Source organism: Anabaena sp. 4-3 (assembly GCF_001597745.1).
GTDB lineage: Bacteria > Cyanobacteriota > Cyanobacteriia > Cyanobacteriales > Nostocaceae > Trichormus.
Window position 1 is genome coordinate 173,894 of the sequence record NZ_LUHJ01000013.1, and the last position, 20,752, is coordinate 194,645.

Consider the following 20,752-nt stretch of genomic DNA (forward strand, 5'->3'; position numbering starts at 1 on the left):
GCGGAGTTTTGAGTTATGAGTAGTGAAGTGATCATTCAAATAACTCATAACTGTAAGTATGACCAAAGTTTCATTAGAGGGTTTAATAGCTGGTGTTCGTGCTGGTGCTGTAGTAAGTTTTCCTACTGATACCGTTCCCGCATTAGCAGCTTTGCCAGCACAAGCGGCGTTGATTTTTGCTGCTAAAAAGCGCAGTCAAGACAAGCCTTTGATTTTGATGGGGGCTAGTGCAGAGGATTTATGGCCTTATGTCCTAGGTAGTGAACAAGAGTATAAGATTTGGCAGCAAGTCGTAACTCAGTATTGGCCGGGAGCATTAACATTGGTGTTACCTGCTAGCGATCGCATTCCACCAGCGATGAATCCCACTGATCCCACAACTATTGGGATTCGAGTCCCGAACAGTGCGATCGCTCAAACTATTTTGGCGCAAACAGGGCCGCTTGCCACCACTAGCGCAAATTTTTCAGGACAGCCACCTTTACAAACAATGGCAGAAATTGATGCTCAATTCCCCGAAGTTCTGACATTAGAACCCACCGCTATCAACTCTTTTGGTGACAATACTGAAATTAGTCTCCCTTCAACTGTTGCTAAATGGACAGGGATAAATTGGCAAATCTTACGGCAAGGGGGAGTAAATTTAGATTTACAGGCGGGAAGCTAGAGCAGCAAATGGTGTTATTACTAATATAGCAGTGACTTCCTGTAATTTTAGTGACATACTTACAGATAACCAATGAACTAGGGAATTTGGAAAACTGATTTGACAGCTTTGTGCATAATTAACAAGTTGATAGCTGCGAAATTATGAATTGGAGTAACTGGATATATCTAGGAACCGGATTGGTAATGGGGATAAGTTCTCGTTGGTTATGGGCGAGAACTGCAAAGGCTAACTCCAACCAATCCCCAGTAGAGTTGACACAGCCACAGCACACACCACAAATATTAGAAGAGTTAAAAAACACACAACTGGCGTATCAGATGGCTGAGGAAATGAGCCAGTTTAAAGCCGGTTTTTTGGCGCGGACTACCCATGAATTGCGATCGCCTCTAAATGGACTGATTGGCTTACATCAGCTAATTTTGTCAGATTTGTGTGAAAATCCGGCAGAAGAGCGCGAATTTATCGCCCAAGCTCACGAGCGTGCTTTAAAGCTTTTACATCTGATGGATGAAATTCTCACTGTCGCCAAGACAGAACACGGCACTAATAAATTAGATATTCAGCCCCAGCCTTTAGCTAATGTTTTACAGGAAGTTCATAATTTAATTTATATGTTGGCGGTAGATCGCAATTTCAAGTTGCGAATATTACCGCCAGAGTCAGAGATTTATGTTTTGGCAGATCAAAAGTGGTTACGTCAAATATTACTAAATTTAGTAGATACTGCACTTTCTCAAATGAAAGAAGGCAGTATTTATATTTCCACTGGCAGAGCATCAACAAGTGATTTTGTCAATATTTGGCTAGATGTCCCAACTCACGCATTACTCAGCCATGAGTCAATAGATTTACTCAAATCAGAACACAAATCTGTGGAGATTGAGCCAGAGAAAACTGCTCTGTCTCCAGGAATGAAGCTATTACTCAATCAAAATCTGTTAGCAGTGATGGGAGGTAAACTAGAAATCCTACCATCACCCAATTCTGGAGAAACAGAGCAGTTGACGAGATTACAGGTATCTATGCCCCTAGCGACTCTTGAAGCTGAACTTCCCCAGTAGTCAGAGTGCTAATTTCTGATTGGTTGCATAACACCATAGTTGTAGTGTAATTAGCTTGGAAACCAATTTTTTCGTAGAAACTTTGTTGATGGGTAGTCATCAAATATACGCGCTCAACCTGCATCCGGGGATGACTCAAAACAGTTTCTACTAATTTGCTTCCTAATCCTGTGCCACGATAATCTGGGTGAATCACAACATCCCAGATTGTACCTCGATATATACCATCAGAAGTTGCTCTAGCAAAACCAATCAATCTTTCTCCATCCCATACAGAAATTACCGGATCACTATTAGCAATAGCTGTACTCAAATCCTCAATACTGCGTCCTTTTGCCCAGAATGCTGCAAGATTAAATAGTTCTTGGAGTTGGTGAAGGTCTACTTTAGACTGGTGATGACAAAATTGAATCTGAGGCTGGTTCATGTATAGGCACTCCGATGTGGCAGCATTGTTACTGTCTTTTAATCATAATTGTGCATGAAATTACTGAATTAGTGTATCTATACGCAACTCATTAAAAAAAATAATCGGCTCTTTCCTCATTCCCTGTTCCCTGTTCCCTGTTCCCCGTTCCCTGTTCCCTGTTCCCCGTTCCCTGTTAATTGTTAATCACCCACTTCCATAAGGGGTGAGTGCTGCCTTGTTTACGGATTTGAAATACTTGTTTTTCTAAACGTTGCTTTTCATGCTGTGGCAAGCCCAGCAAAATGTTGCGACTTTGCCACACTAAAACACTAGCAGTCATACCTATACAAAATGCTAAACCGATGGCAGACAGGGGGTGGTAGAACAGTCCATAGCGCACTGCTACCCAAGTAAAGTATTGTTGCCATAGTGCAATTTCCCCCCGCATATTCCATACACAGATAGGCGCAATTGTCAACCACAAAAAGCCAACAAACAGCCAACGCCCATATACAGTCAACTGGTGTAGCCTTTGAACTTGTTGAGCTAAAGATTGGTCATTGGTATAAATGTTAGGTTCTTCGGATTGAGCCATTATGCAATAGTGTTAATTGTTGAGTGTTGATTGTTGACTAATGACTAATGACTAATGACTAATGACTAATGACTAATGACTACTCAACAGATGTATCAGCTACTCCAGCACTTGCTACTACTGTAGATTGACCTGTTCGTTCTCGCCACCAAGTTAAGAGGGTGCTAGCAACAAAAATACTAGAATAAGCTCCTGCTAGAAAGCCAAAAATCAGGGCTAAAGCAAAGTTTTTCAGGGTTTCGCCACCAAATATAAAGATAGCTAACAATGGCAGCATAGTAGTGAGAGTTGTATTGATTGATCTGCCTAAAGTTTGATTAACGGCATCATCAACAATTTCAGTAACCCGTCGGTTGGGAGTTGCTTTTAATGTTTCGCGAATGCGGTCATAAATTACTACTGTATCGTTGACGGAGAAACCTGTAATTGTCAGTAGAGCCACAATAAACAGACTATCTACTTCTGTACCGAACACCAGACCGAAAATTGAGAAAATTCCTAGGGTGACGAGTACATCGTGAAACAGGGCAATAATTGCGAAGATGGCATAGTCTAGCTGAAACCTGAAGGTTAAATAAAGAACGATGCCCAAAAAAGACACAATCAGAGCAATGATACCAGAGGTAAACAATTCTCGCCCCAAGGTAGGCCCTACGGTGTCAATTTGATTTTTTTGCTCGTCAAAAGTACCGACTTTTTCGCTTAAAGCCGTTTGTAATTGAATACGCTGTTCACGATCTAAATTTTTTGTGCGAATTAAGATACCATTTTCTTGGCGTGTTTCTTTGTCAGCGATGATTTGGATGCTGCTATCACCAAGTCCCTGTGCTTTAGCGACTTCGCGCACCTCGTTAATATCTATGGGCTGATCACAGTTTCCGGGTTGAGTACAATCTCGTTCCAATTGTAATCTTGTGCCACCGACGAAATCCAAACTTGGACGTAGGGGGGCGCGAATGTTGGGGTTTTGCCAAGAAATCACCATTGAGATGATACCAACCAAGATAATGGCACTAGAAATAGTCCACCACAGCGATCGCGATTTGTTAATACTGAGTTTCATTTAGCTACCTCTGCCTTATTAGATGCACCTGATGCTGGCAGGTTTGGACAAAACAGTTCTGCTTTCCGTAGTGAGGGAATGGAAATTGCAACAAACATTAAGCTGCGACTACAGGTAATAGCGGTAAACATACTCACAGCTACACCCAAAGCCAGAGTTAAAGCAAAGCCTTTGACTAAACCAGCACCGAGCCAAAATAGGGCGGCACAGGCAATCAATGTTGTCAAGTTGCCGTCTAGGATACTAGAAAAGGCGCGATAAAAACCAGATTCTACAGAACGATACAGCGATTTACCGGCTCTTAACTCTTCTCTGGTGCGTTCAAAAATTAGTACGTTTGCGTCTACTGCCATACCGATACTGAGAATAAAACCAGCGATTCCCGGCAAGGTGAGAGTTACACCTAGTAGAGCAAAGGTAGCCCAAGTCAAGATGGCGTAGACGATTAAAGCTAAATCCGCAATTAATCCTGGTAGTCTATAGTACACCACCATAAAGATTAATACTAAAATCAGACCACCCATACCAGCATAGATGCTGCTGGTGATACTGTCTTTACCCAAGGTTGCGCCAACGGTGCGGATTTCAGCAATTTCCACTGGTACGGGTAAAGCACCACCGCGCAGTTGTACGCCTAAATCATTGGCTTGTTGTGCGGTAAACCTACCTGTAATGATTGCAGAACCACCTGTAATTCCGGTTGCGGCGAATTCTGGCCCAACCACGGGTGAACTGATGAGTTCATTATCTAGAAATATACCGATGCTGCGTCCTGTACCTGCGAGGTTTTTGGTGAGTACGGCAAATAGTTCTCCACCTTTTTGATCGAAACGAATGGCAACATTCCAGTTACCACCTTGTTGGGTGGGTTCGCCATAGGCATCTTGAAGATATTTACCATCAAGCGGTGGGTTGGTGCTTTCAAATAATTCAGCGATCGCTTGATTATTTTTTTGTAATTCTTCTAAATTTTGATTAATTGCGGCTTGATCGTTACTTTTTCTGAATTCGTCTTGCTTGGCTTTTAGTTCTGCCCTTGATGCTTGAAAAGCAAATAATTGAGTTTCTGTATTGGGTTTTTGTAGGCGAAATTCTAGCTGTGCTGTACCACCCAAGACTCGTTCTGCTTGTTCTGGATCATTCACCCCTGGTAACTGCACAAGGATTTTATCTGTACCGACAGTTTGGATGACTGGTTCGGAAACACCAAGCCCATTAATTCGGCCTTCCACAACTTTTTTCACCGCATCTAATTCACGTTCGGTGATTTGCTTAATCTCTGCTGTGGTGTTCACCTGAATTGTAAGTTGTGATCCGCCTCGTAAGTCTAGCCCCAAGGGGATGGGAATTAAGGCAATCGTCGCAATGGCGGCGATTACCAATACAAAAATTAAAGCTAATAGCGATCGCTGTCTCTGCATACCATCACTCGCAACTGACAAAGGCTATAATAACGCTCTTTGCATCAGTTTTGAGTCAATGGGGATTGGGGACAAATCAAGATTGTTGACTGTTGATTGTTGACTGTTCAAGAATTTCTACCTCATCCCCCTCATCCTCCCCAGTCAAGAGTCCCTTCCAGTCCCTAGACTCTCATCGCCACCATTTTCTGTACAGCTTCCACAATTTGCTCTGGCTGTACGATTGTCAGGCGTTCTAGAGTGCCGTTGTATGGTGTGGGAATATCTTGAGATGATAGCCTTAGCACTGGTGCGTCTAATTCATCAAACAGGCGATCGTTTATCGAAGCGGTTAATTCTGCACCAATACCCCCAGTTCGCATACATTCTTCTACTATAATCACGCGATGGGTTTTACGCACGGATGCACCAATAGTATCAAAATCTAATGGTTTTAGGGATATTAAATCAATTACTTCTGGGTCGTAACCTTGTTTTTCTAAAGCTTTGACGGCTTGCATAACATGGTGACGCATCCGTGAGTAGGTCAAAATTGTGACATCTTTCCCGCGACGCACAACTTCTGCTTTATCCAAGGGTAGTATGTATTCTTCCTCTGGCAGATTTTCTTTTAAATTGTAAAGTAAAACGTGTTCAAAGAACAATACTGGATTATCATCACGGATAGCAGATTTTAGCAGTCCTTTGGCGTTGTAAGGGGTGGAGCAGGCGACAATCTTCAATCCTGGTACGGCTTGGAAGTAAGCTTCTAGGCGTTGTGAGTGTTCTGCACCTAGTTGTCTACCTACACCACCAGGCCCACGAATTACCATTGGAATTTTAAAGTTACCGCCGGAGGTGTAACGTAACATCCCAGCGTTGTTAGAGATTTGGTTGAAGGCGAGGAGCAAAAAGCCCATATTCATACCTTCTATGATTGGCCGCAATCCAGTCATTGCTGCGCCTACTGCTATACCAGTAAAGCTGTTTTCAGCGATGGGAGTATCTAAGACTCTCAAATCACCATATTTTTTGTATAGGTCTTTGGTGACTTTATAAGAACCGCCATAGTGTCCTACGTCTTCACCAAGAACAAATACACTGGAATCACGAGCCATTTCTTCATCAATGGCTTCCCGCAGAGCGTTGAAGAATAGTGTTTCTGCCATTTAGACCTTTTTTTACGACTATCGTTTTAGAATCTTATCGCGCTAGTGTCACCAATACCGTGAGCGATCGCACTACTACCACCACAGGAAATTAAAAATTTCCACCTGCTTTGTGCGCTGTTTTTGTCTTTGATGGGTAATCGCTTGATTGTTGCCTTGCATGAGTAATTATGAATTTTTATCTAGTCAGGGTATCAGCTGCAAACTGGCGAATCAGTCACCTGCGTTACCTGATTGTCTGGAAACCTTCTTGGTCTTCCTGGCTTGCGTTTATGTCGCTGATTAACCGACTTTTCGCTGGCATTTGCCAGTTCTTCCGGTGTACATTGGAAGAGGTGTAAAGCTGCCAAATATTTTTTCGGTGTCATTGTCGGTTCAGTGCGCCCAGCCTCCCAATTGCGAACGCTGGTTTCACTGATTGCAAGCCTGAAGGCAACTTCTGCACGGCTGAGGCCTGCTCGTTCTCTCAGGACTTGCATATCCATATTTCATGCTCCTGTGGAAAAATGTTGACTTTTTTATTAAATCAATTGACATTAGATGTCAATAACGGTGATTAAAAGTTTGTTATCTATACTATTTTATCGCGATCGCCTCCCTCTTTGGCAAATGTAGCTACTAATTTCTGTAACATCCCATACAAAATCTTCTATGCAACATCAACAGGACTTACGCAACTGGCATCATAGTAGGGTGCGTCAGATATCAACCATCTGTTTATTGACAGCATTTAAGCAGTCTGACGCACCCTACAAGACTGTGCAACATCAAGCCAAAAAAGAGACGTAATCATGTTACGTCTCTCTAATATTTTTGGTGATTTCTCCACATCATGCAGGTTTTTGCAACCATCTAGCCGCATCTTTGGCATGATAGGTTAAAATTAAGTCTGCACCAGCACGTTTGAAACTGGTTAAAGTTTCCATGACTACACGCTCTTCATCAATCCAGCCATTCAACGCCGCAGCTTTCACCATTGAATACTCACCAGAGACGTTATAAGCCGCCACAGGTAAGTTACTGGCTTCCTTGACACGCCAGATGATATCCATGTATGCTAAAGCTGGCTTGACCATGAGCATATCAGCCCCCTCAGCAATATCTAACTCAATCTCTTTGATGGCTTCACGGGCGTTACCTGGATCCATTTGGTAAGTTCTTCTGTCACCAAATTGGGGTGTAGACTCGGCTGCATCCCGGAATGGGCCATAGTAAGCTGAAGCATACTTAGCAGCATAAGATAAAATCGGCGTGTCTTGAAATCCAGCTTCATCCAAAGCTGTACGAATTGCCTGCACAAAACCATCCATCATCCCAGAAGGCGCGATGATATCCGCACCGGCTTGAGCTTGAGATACGGCCGTTTTCTTCAATAGTTCCAAGGTAGGATCATTGAGAACTCGCCCTGTTAAGTCACCAATTTCTAAATAACCACAGTGACCGTGACTGGTATACTCACACAAACAAGTGTCGGCAATCACAATCAAATCCGGTAATGCTGCTTTCACAGCCGTTGCTGCTTTTTGTACAATACCGCAATCATGCCAAGCACCGGTAGCATCTGCATCTTTATCTTCAGGAATCCCAAACAAAATAATTGCCGGAATGCCTAAATCATAAACCTCTTTCGCCTCTTCGACAATTTTATCTACCGAAAGTTGGTAGACTCCAGGCATAGATTTAACTTCATTGGCAACACCCTCACCAGGTACGGCGAACAATGGATAAATTAAATCATTGGTGGTTAAGACTGTTTCTCGTACCATCCGCCGCAGTTGGGGATGAGTACGCAAACGACGAGGGCGATGATTGGGGTACATAAACTTTCGTCAATAAATACAATAAAATGGACAAAAAACAAAGCGTCACAAAAGTAGGACGAAACTTCGCTATTTTCAGTGACACTAAAGACAGTGCTTAACTGTCCTTTGCCCTACTCCTGCTCAAGCTGTGGGGCAATTTTGTATTCTACAGGAGGCAGGGGACAAGGGGCAGGGGCGAAAGACTTTTCTGGTTGCTGACGGTACTCTGCCGCAATTTTTTTGATGACTCTAGCCCTGACTCACCTTGCTCAGTTACACTGGCGATCACGGATTTGAGATTGCTCATCCCAAATTTAGAATAAGTTGATCTCTCTTTACAGCACAAAAAAAGACAAATCTGAGCAATTTTTTCATGAATAAATCTCAATATCTGAGATATTAATTAACGCTTCATCATCTATTTCTAAGTTCTCAATTTTCGAGATGCTTTTATAATAATTTTTATTAAAAATTATCAACATCAACAGCCAATAGTTGAATATATGTTCATCAATACCTGGTAGATTGACAAAACACAGGAACTTCATCCAGACACCAAAGCATCGGGTTGTCTGTGATCAATTTTTGGCATTTTAAATTTTGACCTACCTAGCATGAGCCTATCACGAGCATCGTTGTTTTAAGATGAAAGGACTCGCTAAAGTAGAAAAATTAAGTTACGTAACAAGGAAGTCAAGAGAGTTTATGTCAACTGAACTGAAGACAGAACTTAGTCAAGCAGTTGAAAGTCGCCGCAACTTTGCAATTATCTCTCACCCGGATGCTGGTAAAACTACGCTGACAGAAAAGCTACTACTCTACGGGGGTGCAATTCACGAAGCTGGTGCTGTGAAGGCTCGCCGGGCGCAACGCAAAGCTACATCCGACTGGATGGCGATGGAACAACAACGGGGTATTTCTATCACCTCTACAGTGTTACAGTTTGAATACAAAAACTGTCAAATTAATTTACTTGATACACCAGGACACCAGGATTTTAGTGAAGATACTTATCGCACCTTAGCGGCGGCTGATAATGCGGTGATGTTGATTGATGCTGCTAAAGGTTTGGAACCCCAAACTCGCAAGTTGTTTGAGGTATGTAAATTGCGGGGTTTACCAATTTTTACATTTGTTAACAAACTCGACCGTCCGGGTAGGGAAGCTTTGGAATTATTGGACGAGATTGAGCAAGAATTGGGACTGCAAACCTATGCGGTTAACTGGCCGATTGGGATGGGCGATCGCTTTAAAGGTGTATTTGATAGAATGCAGCAACAAATCCACCTGTTTGAACGTACCGCCCACGGCAGTAAAGAAGCCCGCGATACAATTGTGGACTTGGGCGATCCGAGAATTGAAGAACTCCTAGAACAAGACCTGTACTACCAACTCAAAAATGATTTAGAACTGTTAGAAGGCGTAGGGCCAGAACTAGATTTAGATTTGGTGCATCAAGGCAAAATGACCCCTGTGTTCTTTGGTAGCGCAATGACCAACTTTGGGGTAGAGTTATTTCTTAAGTGCTTCCTTGACTATGCACTAAAACCAGGTGTTCATCATAGCAGCGTCGGTGAAGTACCCCCTACATATCCAGAGTTTTCAGGGTTTGTCTTCAAACTGCAAGCCAATATGGATCCAAAACATCGCGATCGCGTTGCTTTTGTCCGGGTCTGCACTGGTAAGTTTGAAAAAGATATGACAGTTAATCATGCTCGCACAGGCAAAGTTGTCCGGTTATCAAGACCACAAAAACTCTTTGCTCAAGAGCGAGAATCGATTGATGTAGCTTATCCAGGCGATGTCATCGGTTTAAATAATCCAGGTGTTTTTGCTATCGGCGATACAATTTACACAGGGCAGAAGCTGGAATATGAGGGAATTCCGTATTTTTCGCCGGAACTGTTTGCGATTCTTCGCAACCCCAACCCCTCAAAGTTTAAGCAATTCCAAAAAGGCATCTCCGAATTACGAGAAGAGGGTGCAGTACAAATCATGTACTCAACTGATGAAGCTAAACGCGACCCGATTATGGCAGCTGTGGGTCAGTTACAGTTTGAGGTGGTGCAATTTCGCTTACAAAACGAGTATGGTGTAGAAACCCTGCTAGAACTACTACCTTATAGTGTTGCCCGGTGGGTAGAAGGTGGCTGGGAAGCTTTGAACAAGGTGGGACGCATATTTAATACCACCACAGTCAAAGACAATATGGGTCGTCCAGTTTTACTATTCCGCAATGAATGGAATTGTCAACAGTTACAGGGTGATCATCCAGAGTTGAAATTAAGCGCGATCGCCCCAGTCTTTTCCGCTCAAAAACCAGTTGAGGAGTAATACAATTCAAAATTCAAAATTCAAAATTCAAAATTAAGACTTTCAGAGTGAGTGGATTTTTGAATTCAGAATTAGGAATTACAAATTATACCAATTCTCTAAAATCCAGTCACAGATGCAAACCGTAAAACCCAAATAACATCTGACTTGGTTAATTGCGAATTGCGAATTGCGAATTGATATCACTCTAGCTGGAGATGACTGGTGAAGTTGATGTCCACGGCATCCCTTGTGATGCGCGCTTTTGTATCACCGTGGCTCAATTTACACAGATGGGAGTGCTAAAATTTCTATGCCTTCACACGCTAAATCGTCTTTGGAGGCTGGTTTAATTGCCCTCAAGCAGGGTAATTACCAAACAGCGATCGCGCAACTAGAACCCTTAGCCAGCTATCACGGTAATGGTACTGCTAGCTTGCAAGCTAGGGTAGGGTTAGTCATGGCTTATGCACGCAGTGGCGAAGTCCGTAAGGCGATCGCCCTGTGTCAAACTCTCACTGACAGCCAAAACCCAAAGGTGAAAGAGTGGGCAGAAGTTGCGCTAGTTCATTTGACAAAAAATCAGACAAAACGCCAAAAAAAACCAAATTATGCCAATAGCAGGGCAAATAATGCTGAGGTTACTGCCAAATCAAAACCAGCCGTAGCCAAAACAAAATCTCATTATTCATCCACGTTGCCCTCTGTGGGTTTGCCAACACAATTTATAGAAAGACCTAATTTAGCGAATCATAATTTATTTGGCGTGACAAGTTACGCCACAACTAAGGAATTTGGCATTTATTGGCGACAAGCAAAACGCGCCAAAGTTTGGCAGCCTTTACAAAAACCCAGTTGGATACCCTTACAACTGTTAGCAGGTGGCACATTCATAGCATTGTTTTGGGTGTTGCAAGCTATCCTGAAGTTCACAATGGGTACAATTAATTGGACTTTAGTGAAATTGCCCTACTTACAACCAGTACAGTTGTTGTATCGTGATCCTACCCCAGCGTTGTTGACAGTTTTGTTGATAGCGATCGCCATCTCACCTTGGGTATTAGACTGGTTGTTAGCCCAGTTGTATGGACAGCGAGAATTATCTAAAGATGTCCTACACAACCACAGTCGGGAAACGCTGCGGGTGCTACATCGCTATTGTCAACAGCGACATTGGCCAGCACCCCAACTACGAATTTTACCAATAGCCGCACCAATAGCCCTAACTTATGGCAACTTACCCCGCAATGCCCGGATTGTAGTCAGTCAAGGGCTGTTAGATCAACTAGCAGATGATGAAATTGCTACCATTTATGCCATGCAGCTAGGGGAGATTACCCACAGAGATTTTATCCTGATGTCTTTACTGCTGCTAATAACGTTGCCAATTTATCAACTCTATCAGCAGGTAGCAATTTGGGGTGATCAGAAATCACGCGGGATATGGCATTGGCCATTTACTATTGTATCCAGTTTGCTCTATGGGTTGTGGTGTGTCCTGAGTGGTACAGCTTTACTGTATTCTCGCATACGCCTTTACTATAGCGATCGCCTAGCTGCGGAAATCACCGGAAATCCCAACGGCTTAATTCGTGCCTTGCTGAAAATCACTATTGGCATTGCTGCTGATATTCAAAGACAAGAACAGACTACAGGACAATTAGAAAGTTTAAATCTTTTACTGCCAGTCAGTTATCAACAAAGTATTAGTTTCGGTAGTGTGGCAGGTTATCTCACCTTTGAATCCATGTTGATGTGGGATCATGTCAACCCCTATCGACGTTGGTTTACGATGAATAACACTCATCCTTTAATGGGCGATCGCCTTCACCGATTATGCCAGATAGCTCGACACTGGCATATAGACCCCGAACTGCACTTTACTAACCAACAAGCCCTGAGTCAACAAATACTAAATCTGACTCGTCAGACTTTCTGGCTGCAAATCGCGCCATTTTTAGGGATTCCTTTAGGTTTTGTGTTTGCGGGTTTAATTTGGCTACTGTGGCAAACTGCTTTCGCCTTGAAAATTTTAAACCTCAAATGGATTTACGACGATTGGTCATTTGTTACAGGTTGCCTACTCATCTGCATCAGCATTGGTATAGTGTTGCGAATGAACTCCTTTTTTCCCGATATCAAAGCCCATAACATACAAACTGAACAACAGTTACCTTCCCTGTTAGCCAATCCCTCAAGCATTCCTAGTGATAGCATCAAGGTGCGTTTTGTCGGTAAGCTACTAGGCCGCCAAGGTATTAATAATTCTTTAGCCCAAGATTTAATATTACAATCCAGCCAAGGCTTAGTGAAACTCCATCATGTTTCCTGGTTGGGAAAATCAATGGCTCATCAAGATTTAATTGGTAGACAAGTAACAGTTACAGGTTGGTTTCGCCGAGGTGCAACACCCTGGATTGACATCCAAAGCTTACAAACTCAAAGCGGTAAAACTATCTATAGCCATCATCCCATTTGGTCTACAGTCTTAGCAGTTGCCGCCCAAGCTTGGGGTGCTTATATTTTCTTGACTGGCTAGGTTGTTAGTCATTAGTCATTAGTCATGAGTCATTGGGCATTGGATTTTATCCTACACCCAGCAGAATGTAACCAAACATTGCAAATGTTGCTGTCAAGTGTTACATTTATTTACAAAATATCAGATAAATGAAATAACAAGCGTTCCAGCTAGGTGACTACCAGTGGCTGCTTGCGCCAATCTATCTTTGTTTATCCTCCCAACACAGCAGTAAATCGACCAGCCACAGGCTGGTTTTTGTTTCCAAATATTTACACTTGAATAAATGTGTATTTTATGTTACGATAGGTTAATATATGACTAAAAACTATTGCTAGAAAAGTGTATGCTGAACTAGCTACGTAGAAAATACCGTGGTAATGTAGGGAATGGTATTTATTTCTGCGGGCAAAGGCATTGAAAAAATGCTGATAGCAAGAAGCAGCAAAAAACAAGTTTAAAACCTTTAAAATTAAGGTGGTATTAGTGGAGCGGTTTGTACGCTTTTTCAATCAAAAAGTTTTATCCCAACAAAAACTGTATTGTATAGGTTGACAGTTTGGAGTAAAAAAATTGGTTTATGGCAGTCTTGGTCAATAGCATTTAAAAGTTAAAGCCAAGCCATTGTTTTCTTGCCTGGCCATGTTCATTCAACTCTGGAGGTATAGTTCATGTCCGTTCGCCTATATATAGGCAATTTGCCAAAAGAAGAAATAGATCGTCAAGAGCTACAAGCAGTGTTTGCTGCTGAAGGCGATGCTGTGACGACTAAGCTGATCAAAGACCGTAAAACTGGGAAGTGTCGCGGTTTTGGGTTTCTGACAGTCAATAATGATGAACAAGCAGACCAAATTATTGAAAAGTATAACGGTCAATTGTTCAAAGAAACCCCCATTAAGTTAGAGAAAGCATTACCCCGTACTAAAGGTGATGAGGGTGATGAGCAAGCAGCAGCAACACCAGCAGGTGGTGCGCCTGTACCTAAAGCTAACAAAGAAAGCAACCGCCGTGAAAAAGGTTCTAAGAAATCTCGTCGCGGTGGTGGTGGACGCGAAAACACTGCTGCGTCTACAGCCGATACAGACGCTATTCGTCCTGATCCTCGTTGGGCTTCTGAATTAGAAAAGCTCAAGCAAATGCTAGCAGCACAAACCACCAATTAAATCACAAAGGTAAAAGATTAAGAATTAAAAGTCAGGAATTGTTGATTTTTAATTTTTAATTTTTACCCAAGAGCTAATTGTGGCTATTGTTGACGGTGCGATCGCTACTGTTGGGTATAATATACCGATTAACTGAATGTGTTTGTCCAAATTGGCTATAGATTGTCAATGAAGTCAAACAAAGTTTTGCCTAGAGTTGCGATCGCACTTATTCATCTAAGTTAAGCGTGTCTGATTCTTCCAGAGTCCCAACCGCCAGGATGAGGGCAAGGAAACACTCTCAACTGGAAACAATTCGTATTAAGTAAATATATTTCAACCCCTCAGTCTCACTACACTCTGAATTTAGGCTGAAGGGGTTTTGACTTTTTATCTAGCTGGCGGATGCTGGCTGTCAGGGATTCCAGATCAAAAAACATCCAAAATGTAGGGTGCGTCAGTACGAGACACCCTAGCCATACCAAGAAAATATTCATTCTGACGCACCCTACTAACAGTCAGTTTGGATAATTTATTTTTCGGTGTTCCCTAAAGCCGCTAGTTGGAGGCTTTCAAGAAACACGGAATCTAGGGAAGTAGAGGAAGTGGAGGCAGCAGAGGGAGATGTAGCGTTAGCTTTTCTTTACTATGCAACGCTAAAGCGTAGCTTGCTTCCTCGGAGGGGTACGGAGGTGTAAGCCTACCCGAAGGTTGGAAGATGAGGGGAATGAGGTAGACAAGGTAGACAAGGTAAAAATTCTTTAAGAGTCAACAATCTTCAATCAATCTTCAACAGTATTTTTTGGAAGGTATACAAAAATTACCTTTAACTAAAGTGTATTGTATTATAAGATACAAAATTTTCATAGCAATATTAGTAATATTAAATACTCTACTTATTAATAGCAAAGTAAAGCAATTTAATTCAACGTAATTAATGACTTACTTTTTTTGTTTCAGTAGTTGAAATAAATTGTAAATTCACAAAAATTCAGTTAAATGAATTAAGTGAAAATACTGCTGCTAATAGTTTTACTAAAAATATACAAATATTGTAAAACTGATCCAAAAACCAGTAAATTTTTAGGTCATAACCTGATTTATTTACTGGATTGCGACCAGTGTTTTTGTATGTTTATAGAGTCAAAAATAGAAATAAATCTATTAAAAGTATTAGATATAAATATGGCAAATTAGATATAAAAAAAACAAATAGAAATAATGAATAAAAACAGCAAAAAATCAGGAAGAAATATATAAAAAATCTTGGCATATTAAATTAAAATAAAAAATACTCACAGTTACTCACAAATTCAAGTAATTGTGCAGACAGCACACTTGAAACTTCCGCCGACTGAACCACAATCAGCAACACACACAAACTATGAACTCGAACACTGAAAAACGGATAGCTTTAATTTCAGTTCATGGAGATCCAGCAATTGAAATCGGGAAAGAAGAAGCTGGAGGGCAAAATGTTTACGTGCGTGAAGTAGGTAAAGCATTAGCCGAATTAGGATGGCAAGTTGATATGTTTAGCCGCCGAGTCAGCCCTGAACAAGAAACAATTGTTCAGCACAGCCCACTTTGTCGGACAATTCGGTTAACAGCAGGGCCAGAGGAATTTGTCCCCAGAGATAATGGTTTTAAACACTTACCAGAGTTTGTCCAACAATTGCTGCAATTCCAAAAAGAAAACCAAATTATTTATCCGTTGGTGCATACAAACTACTGGCTGTCTAGTTGGGTAGGAATGCAATTAAAAGCAATCCAAGGCAGCAAACAAGTTCATACTTATCACTCTTTAGGCGCAGTCAAATACAAAGCTGTAGATACAATACCTTTAATTGCCACTAAGCGGTTAGCTGTGGAAAAACAAGTATTAGAAACAGCAGACAGAATCGTGGCGACAAGTCCCCAAGAACAGCAACACATGCGATCGCTCGTGTCCACAAAAGGTTATATTGATGTAATTCCTTGTGGTACAGATATCGCCAAGTTTGGCTCAGTAAACAGAGAAACAGCTAGAGCCGAATTAGGAATTGCACCAGATGCCAAAGTCATCTTGTATGTAGGACGTTTTGATTCGCGCAAAGGTATAGAAACTTTGGTGCGTGCAGTCAACGAGTCACAGTTACGGGATTCTGGTAAACTCAAACTAATTATTGGCGGTGGTTATACCCCAGGTAACAGCGACGGCAGAGAGCGCGATCGCATTGCGGGAATTGTGGCAGAATTAGGTATGAGCGACTTTACAAGTCTTCCCGGTCGCCTCAGCCAAGATATACTGCCTACATACTACGCTGCGGCTGATGTTTGTGTTGTTCCCAGTCATTACGAACCTTTTGGACTCGTAGCAATTGAAGCGATGGCTTGTGGTACACCAGTAGTAGCAAGTGATGTTGGTGGGTTGCAATTCACAGTCATCTCAGAAAAAACAGGTTTATTAGTACCACCAAAAGATGTAGCTGCTTTTTCTGTAGCGATTGATAGAATTTTGATGAATCCACAATGGCGGGATGAATTAGGTCAAACTGCTAGAAAACAGATGGAGTCTATTTTTAGTTGGCTGGGTGTGGCTGCGCGTCTGAGCGAACTATATACCCAAATTTTAACAACTAAAGTTCCAGAACCGGCATTAGTTACTCAATAACACTATCAACATCCTTGGTAATAGGTATGAGGGAATTGGTAATATTTGGAAGCAAGAAGGAAGAAGGTATCTAAAGCCATCCGTCAGAATTCACAAGTGAGAAACCTTGAGTTTTCTCTGCTTGTGAGTTAAACTAACCGGAGATATATTTCTGCTTGACTGCATTAGGAAAATTGGGTGATACTCACCTTTTCCCTTTTACTTTTTACCCTTTGAGATAACTTATTTATTTAAAATAATTTAGCCAAAGGTTAGTTATATTAAAAAATATTATAAATGCTGCAAAAACTAGAGTATGAAGGATAGAATGTCAGACTTCATGCCTCATCCTTCGGAATTACATAAATTGTGGACACTTGACCCATCTGTAACTTTTCTCAATCATGGTTCATTTGGTGCTTGTCCACAAGCAGTGTTGGCAATACAGCAAAGATTGCGATCGCAATTAGAGAAAGAACCGTTACGCTTTTTTGGTAGAGAGTGGGAAACACTGCTCGATGATGCCAGAAGCAAACTAGCAGCATTTGTGAACGCTGATGTTCAAGATTTGGTATTCGTTAACAATGCTACGACAGGTGTAAATTCCGTGTTACGTTCCCTGACTTTTACAGCAGAGGACGAAATTTTGACCACCAACCACGAGTATAACGCTTGTCGCAATGCGCTGGATTTTATCGCCAGTCGCACAGGTGCGCGGGTAGTCGTGGCAAAAATTCCCTTTCCCATAGAGTCGCCACAACAAGTAATAACGGCAGTTATTGAGCAAGTCACATCAAAAACCAAGTTGGCATTATTAGATCATGTGACTAGCCAAACTGGGTTAATTTTTCCCATTCAGGAATTAATACAGGAATTACAACTACGGGGTGTAGATACCTTAATTGATGGCGCACACGCACCGGGAATGATACCTTTAAATTTGCGAGAAATTGGCGCAACTTACTATACCGGAAACTGTCATAAATGGCTGTCTGCGCCCAAGGGTGCGGCATTCTTGTATGTGCGTCGAGATAAACAGCCAGAAATTCGACCTTTGACAATTAGCCACGGTGCAAATTCACCACGCACCGATAAAACACGCTTTCAGTTAGAATTTGACTGGACTGGTACAGATGATTATACAGCTTATATGTGTGTACCAGAGGCGATCGCTTTCATGGGTTCGTTGTTACCCGGCGGTTGGCAAGGATTGATCCAGCATAATCATCAAATGATATTAGCTGCCAGACAGTTACTTTGTCAAGCTTTGCAAGTGTCACCACCTTGTCCTGAAGACATGATTGGCGCGATGGCAGTTGTACCAATGCCAGCTAGATTAGAAAATCGTGATTTCATGTCTGTGCATGACCAATTATTTGATCAGTATGGCATTCAAGTACAGATAGTTCCTTGGACAGAATCACCGCGATTGTTGCTGAGAATTTCCGCACAGATTTACAATACCCTAGAGCAGTACGAATATTTAGCAAAAGCACTCACAGAACTTTAAAAGTATTGCATAAAAAGTCTTTACTTATGCAGCCATTCCAGACAGAAATAAATCAAAGTATATTAAGTAATGTAACATAATCAAAGTTGAGTTCGTAGTAAGGACTTAAGTCCTTACTACAAACCTTAATTTATTTACGCCGTGCTACTTATTTCTGAATATCGCATATAATAAGAGCATAATCTCAAGGAATGTACTGTAAACTCATAGAAAAAAACAGTCAAAATTAGTATAACAGTAATACTCCCAAAAAGCCAATATTCCTGTCAATTAATCTGGCTGTTTGAGTAGAAATTGCCCTGTGCAAAGGGGGCTAAAATGAAAAATACTTTATACAATATATTCTCCAGACTGGCTATAACTGCAACAGTGGTATTAGCAGCTTTATTAATCACTGTACCAGTAGCTGCTAATGAAAATCAGCAGATTACTAATGCTTTAATTAACCCTAGAGGAATAGACTTTTTCCGTGAAGGGCAAGAGCAGTTTGAGCATGAAATGAAAGTGTTAATGATGAAAGATAGTCTGTTACCAGAAAAATTACTGCAAATTAATCCTGAAGTCATGCAGGTACAACAACAGTTATTACCATTAGAAAATCATCAGGTTATTCCCGGTGATGTTAATAGTGATAATTCACAAAAATTCATGAATCAAGATAGTGAGATTATACATTAGTTTGTAATTTGAGAAAACTAGCGATAGCCTCAACGGTTTGTGCTGCACTTTTAGCTGTAAACATGGGGCCAGAAGCCAAATAAATCTGCTCCTCATTGTCTAAATTTAGCAGAACATAGTAATTTGTTCCTCTCCCTACAGTAGCAGCATCAATATTAATTCCTAAAATTTCTTTTAATTTAACTTCAGTAACCGCTTGACTAAACCAACCTTGACGGTTAATAGTTGCTTTACCCAGAACTTTATCGAAACTACAGACAATTTTAGCATTCATTTGCATATAGATAATGCAACCACCACCAGCAGCAATTAGTAATAAACCTAGAGGATAAGTCCAAAAGCGGCTATCTTCCTGAATAGTTAAAGTTGTAGCTGGCGAGTTTTTCAGAAAATCGTTGATTTGGGTTGCATAGGTTTCTTTTTTAGTTCTATCTGCATTTATTAAATTAATAGGAAAACTACCTTGATTTGTTAGCAGTAAAAAAGGATAACTACCCCATTCATCAGTAGTGCTAGTATCTAGTTTTGCGCCTTTTATCTCTAAGAGATTCCAAGTGTGAGTTTGAGATTTTAAAAAACTGTTGCTAATTAACTGACAACTAGCTGGCTGGTTTTCAATGCGATTACAAGTAAAAGTAGTGACTTTTCCGAGTGTAGCTATTAAAAAAATACCACTTGCGGCGAATAGTCCCCCAAACAGCCAGTAAAAAATGGCTTGTGGTTTGAATTGTAGTTTTAATAAAGTTGGTGTTTTTTCTAAAATCAGAACTTGCATGGTTATAACAAAATATAAGACTTTAAAACCTAGTATGAAATTGGTGTTTACGCCGCCCACTCTCTACTCTTTTATAGATGATATATTAATCGCATCTATTGAAAAAATAATGTCAAAAACTGGGAATTTCAAATAATAGTAAAGATAGAATAAAATCCATAATAAAAATTGCTACCCAAGTCGTGACAACTGCGGTAGTTGCTGATTCTCCTACTTCTCTGGCACCACCTCTAGTAGTCAGTCCCCAACTACAGCCATTAATAGATACTATCAGCCCGAAAATTAACCCTTTCAACAAAATAATAAATACATCTGATGTCTCTAAAAAACTTCTGACTGACTCTAAGAATATCTCTGGAGGAATTTGATAAAATTGTGCAGCCGCAAAAATTCCGCCACTGATACCCATGACTAAAGCGAAAATCATCATAATGGGCATCATTAAACAGCAAGCAATGACTCTGGGAAGCACTAGATAATCAATAGGGTTAGTTTTGAGCATATAAAGCGCATCAATTTGTTCAGTGACACGCATTGCACCGATTTCGGCGGCGAAAGCAGAACCTACTTGTCCAGCAATAATACTAGCAGTCAAAATAGGAGCTAATTCCCGACAAAAAGCTAATGCAAAAGCTCCGCCGATGGTATTCTCAGCACCAAATTGTATTAATTCTCTAGCGGTTTGAATAGTAAAAATCATGCCAGAAAAAACACTCACAAGCAAAACTGGAGAGACACAACCAGGCCCCGCAGTTACAGTATGTTCTAAAATTTTACGGTAGTAAGTTTTTCCTTGTAGGAAATGTAGCCAGACTTGACCAAAGAGTAGCACTGTGGCGAAACAACGGACAGTAAATAAATGTTCTAAATTTTTTGGTTGTTGCAATTTTACCTCCTTTTAATACTCTAGAAACCTGATGAAAAAGACGCGGTTTATCGCGTCTCTACAGGAGGATTTTGGATTTATCTATTGTTGAGAAATAAGAATAATCAGTCATTAGTTGAAGTTGTAAAT

The 20,752-nt window shown here is 41.1% G+C and carries 18 protein-coding genes; 9 read left to right on the top strand and 9 right to left on the bottom strand.

Translation table 11 applies throughout. The features are described from left to right. Nucleotides 1-58: 58 nt before the first annotated feature. Nucleotides 59-667, top strand: a complete 609-nt coding sequence (locus A3775_RS02915) for an L-threonylcarbamoyladenylate synthase (protein ID WP_066423761.1) — start codon at nucleotides 59-61, stop codon at nucleotides 665-667. Nucleotides 668-810: 143 nt separating this feature from the next. Next, nucleotides 811-1,731 (top strand): sensor histidine kinase KdpD, encoded by a 921-nt coding sequence (locus A3775_RS02920; RefSeq protein ID WP_066381585.1) that lies wholly within the window; start codon nucleotides 811-813, stop codon nucleotides 1,729-1,731. On the opposite strand, the gene A3775_RS02925 is transcribed toward A3775_RS02920, so the two are convergent. The 6 genes from A3775_RS02925 to A3775_RS02950 form a co-directional block, all read right to left on the bottom strand. Next, complete coding sequence (locus A3775_RS02925; RefSeq protein WP_066381587.1) at nucleotides 1,691-2,158, bottom strand: GNAT family N-acetyltransferase; 468 nt, start codon at nucleotides 2,156-2,158, stop codon at nucleotides 1,691-1,693. The two genes, A3775_RS02920 and A3775_RS02925, sit on opposite strands and share 41 nt — an antisense overlap. A gap of 175 nt (nucleotides 2,159-2,333) precedes the next feature. Then, complete coding sequence (locus tag A3775_RS02930; RefSeq protein WP_066381589.1) at nucleotides 2,334-2,735, bottom strand: hypothetical protein; 402 nt, start codon at nucleotides 2,733-2,735, stop codon at nucleotides 2,334-2,336. Nucleotides 2,736-2,814: 79 nt separating this feature from the next. After that, a complete protein-coding gene (secF, locus tag A3775_RS02935; protein WP_066381590.1) occupies nucleotides 2,815-3,798 on the bottom strand; it encodes a protein translocase subunit SecF in 984 nt (327 codons plus the stop codon). Continuing rightward, on the bottom strand, nucleotides 3,795-5,219 hold the full coding sequence (secD, locus tag A3775_RS02940; RefSeq protein WP_066381591.1) for a protein translocase subunit SecD: 1,425 nt from the start codon (nucleotides 5,217-5,219) through the stop codon (nucleotides 3,795-3,797). The genes secF and secD overlap by 4 nt, the downstream gene beginning before the upstream one ends. Nucleotides 5,220-5,383: 164 nt before the next feature. Continuing rightward, entirely contained in the window at nucleotides 5,384-6,367 is a 984-nt protein-coding gene (locus tag A3775_RS02945) for an alpha-ketoacid dehydrogenase subunit beta (RefSeq protein WP_066381592.1), read from the bottom strand. A 194-nt stretch (nucleotides 6,368-6,561) separates the two neighbouring features. Beyond that, nucleotides 6,562-6,852 carry a DNA-binding transcriptional regulator gene (locus A3775_RS02950; RefSeq protein ID WP_066381594.1) on the bottom strand — a complete coding sequence of 97 codons (291 nt, stop codon included), beginning with the start codon at nucleotides 6,850-6,852 and terminating at the stop codon, nucleotides 6,562-6,564. Nucleotides 6,853-7,018: 166 nt separating this feature from the next. Here A3775_RS02950 and A3775_RS24005 point away from each other — a divergent pair, with 166 nt between their 5' ends. Then, nucleotides 7,019-7,156, top strand: coding sequence for a hypothetical protein (locus A3775_RS24005; protein ID WP_156481555.1), 138 nt, complete (start codon nucleotides 7,019-7,021; stop codon nucleotides 7,154-7,156). 41 nt (nucleotides 7,157-7,197) lie between these two features. Here the strand turns inward: A3775_RS24005 and hemB are convergent, their stop codons facing one another. After that, nucleotides 7,198-8,187, bottom strand: coding sequence for a porphobilinogen synthase (hemB, locus tag A3775_RS02955; RefSeq protein ID WP_066423763.1), 990 nt, complete (start codon nucleotides 8,185-8,187; stop codon nucleotides 7,198-7,200). A 687-nt stretch (nucleotides 8,188-8,874) separates the two neighbouring features. Between hemB and prfC the strand changes: the two genes are divergently transcribed. The 6 genes from prfC (at nucleotide 8,875) to A3775_RS02985 (ending at nucleotide 18,962) form a co-directional block, all read left to right on the top strand. Continuing rightward, nucleotides 8,875-10,503 carry a peptide chain release factor 3 gene (gene prfC / locus A3775_RS02960; RefSeq protein ID WP_066381598.1) on the top strand — a complete coding sequence of 543 codons (1,629 nt, stop codon included), beginning with the start codon at nucleotides 8,875-8,877 and terminating at the stop codon, nucleotides 10,501-10,503. A gap of 292 nt (nucleotides 10,504-10,795) precedes the next feature. Then, nucleotides 10,796-13,021 carry a M48 family metalloprotease gene (locus tag A3775_RS02965; RefSeq protein WP_066381599.1) on the top strand — a complete coding sequence of 742 codons (2,226 nt, stop codon included), beginning with the start codon at nucleotides 10,796-10,798 and terminating at the stop codon, nucleotides 13,019-13,021. Nucleotides 13,022-13,671: 650 nt separating this feature from the next. Then, a complete protein-coding gene (locus A3775_RS02970; RefSeq protein WP_066381601.1) occupies nucleotides 13,672-14,163 on the top strand; it encodes an RNA-binding protein in 492 nt (163 codons plus the stop codon). A 1,363-nt stretch (nucleotides 14,164-15,526) separates the two neighbouring features. Further along, the gene (locus A3775_RS02975; RefSeq protein ID WP_066381606.1) at nucleotides 15,527-16,795 is read left to right on the top strand and encodes a glycosyltransferase family 1 protein; all 1,269 of its coding nucleotides are present in this window, start codon (nucleotides 15,527-15,529) and stop codon (nucleotides 16,793-16,795) included. A gap of 307 nt (nucleotides 16,796-17,102) precedes the next feature. Then, entirely contained in the window at nucleotides 17,103-18,284 is a 1,182-nt protein-coding gene (locus A3775_RS02980; protein ID WP_231866928.1) for an aminotransferase class V-fold PLP-dependent enzyme, read from the top strand. Nucleotides 18,285-18,602: 318 nt separating this feature from the next. After that, a complete protein-coding gene (locus tag A3775_RS02985; protein ID WP_066381609.1) occupies nucleotides 18,603-18,962 on the top strand; it encodes a hypothetical protein in 360 nt (119 codons plus the stop codon). Here the strand turns inward: A3775_RS02985 and A3775_RS02990 are convergent. Together A3775_RS02990 and A3775_RS02995 are read right to left on the bottom strand one after the other, a co-directional pair. Next, nucleotides 18,952-19,737, bottom strand: a complete 786-nt coding sequence (locus A3775_RS02990; protein WP_066423769.1) for a hypothetical protein — start codon at nucleotides 19,735-19,737, stop codon at nucleotides 18,952-18,954. The two genes, A3775_RS02985 and A3775_RS02990, sit on opposite strands and share 11 nt — an antisense overlap. 112 nt (nucleotides 19,738-19,849) lie before the next feature. Beyond that, on the bottom strand, nucleotides 19,850-20,623 hold the full coding sequence (locus A3775_RS02995; RefSeq protein WP_066423770.1) for an ABC transporter permease: 774 nt from the start codon (nucleotides 20,621-20,623) through the stop codon (nucleotides 19,850-19,852). Between the last annotated feature and the right edge of the window lie 129 nt (nucleotides 20,624-20,752).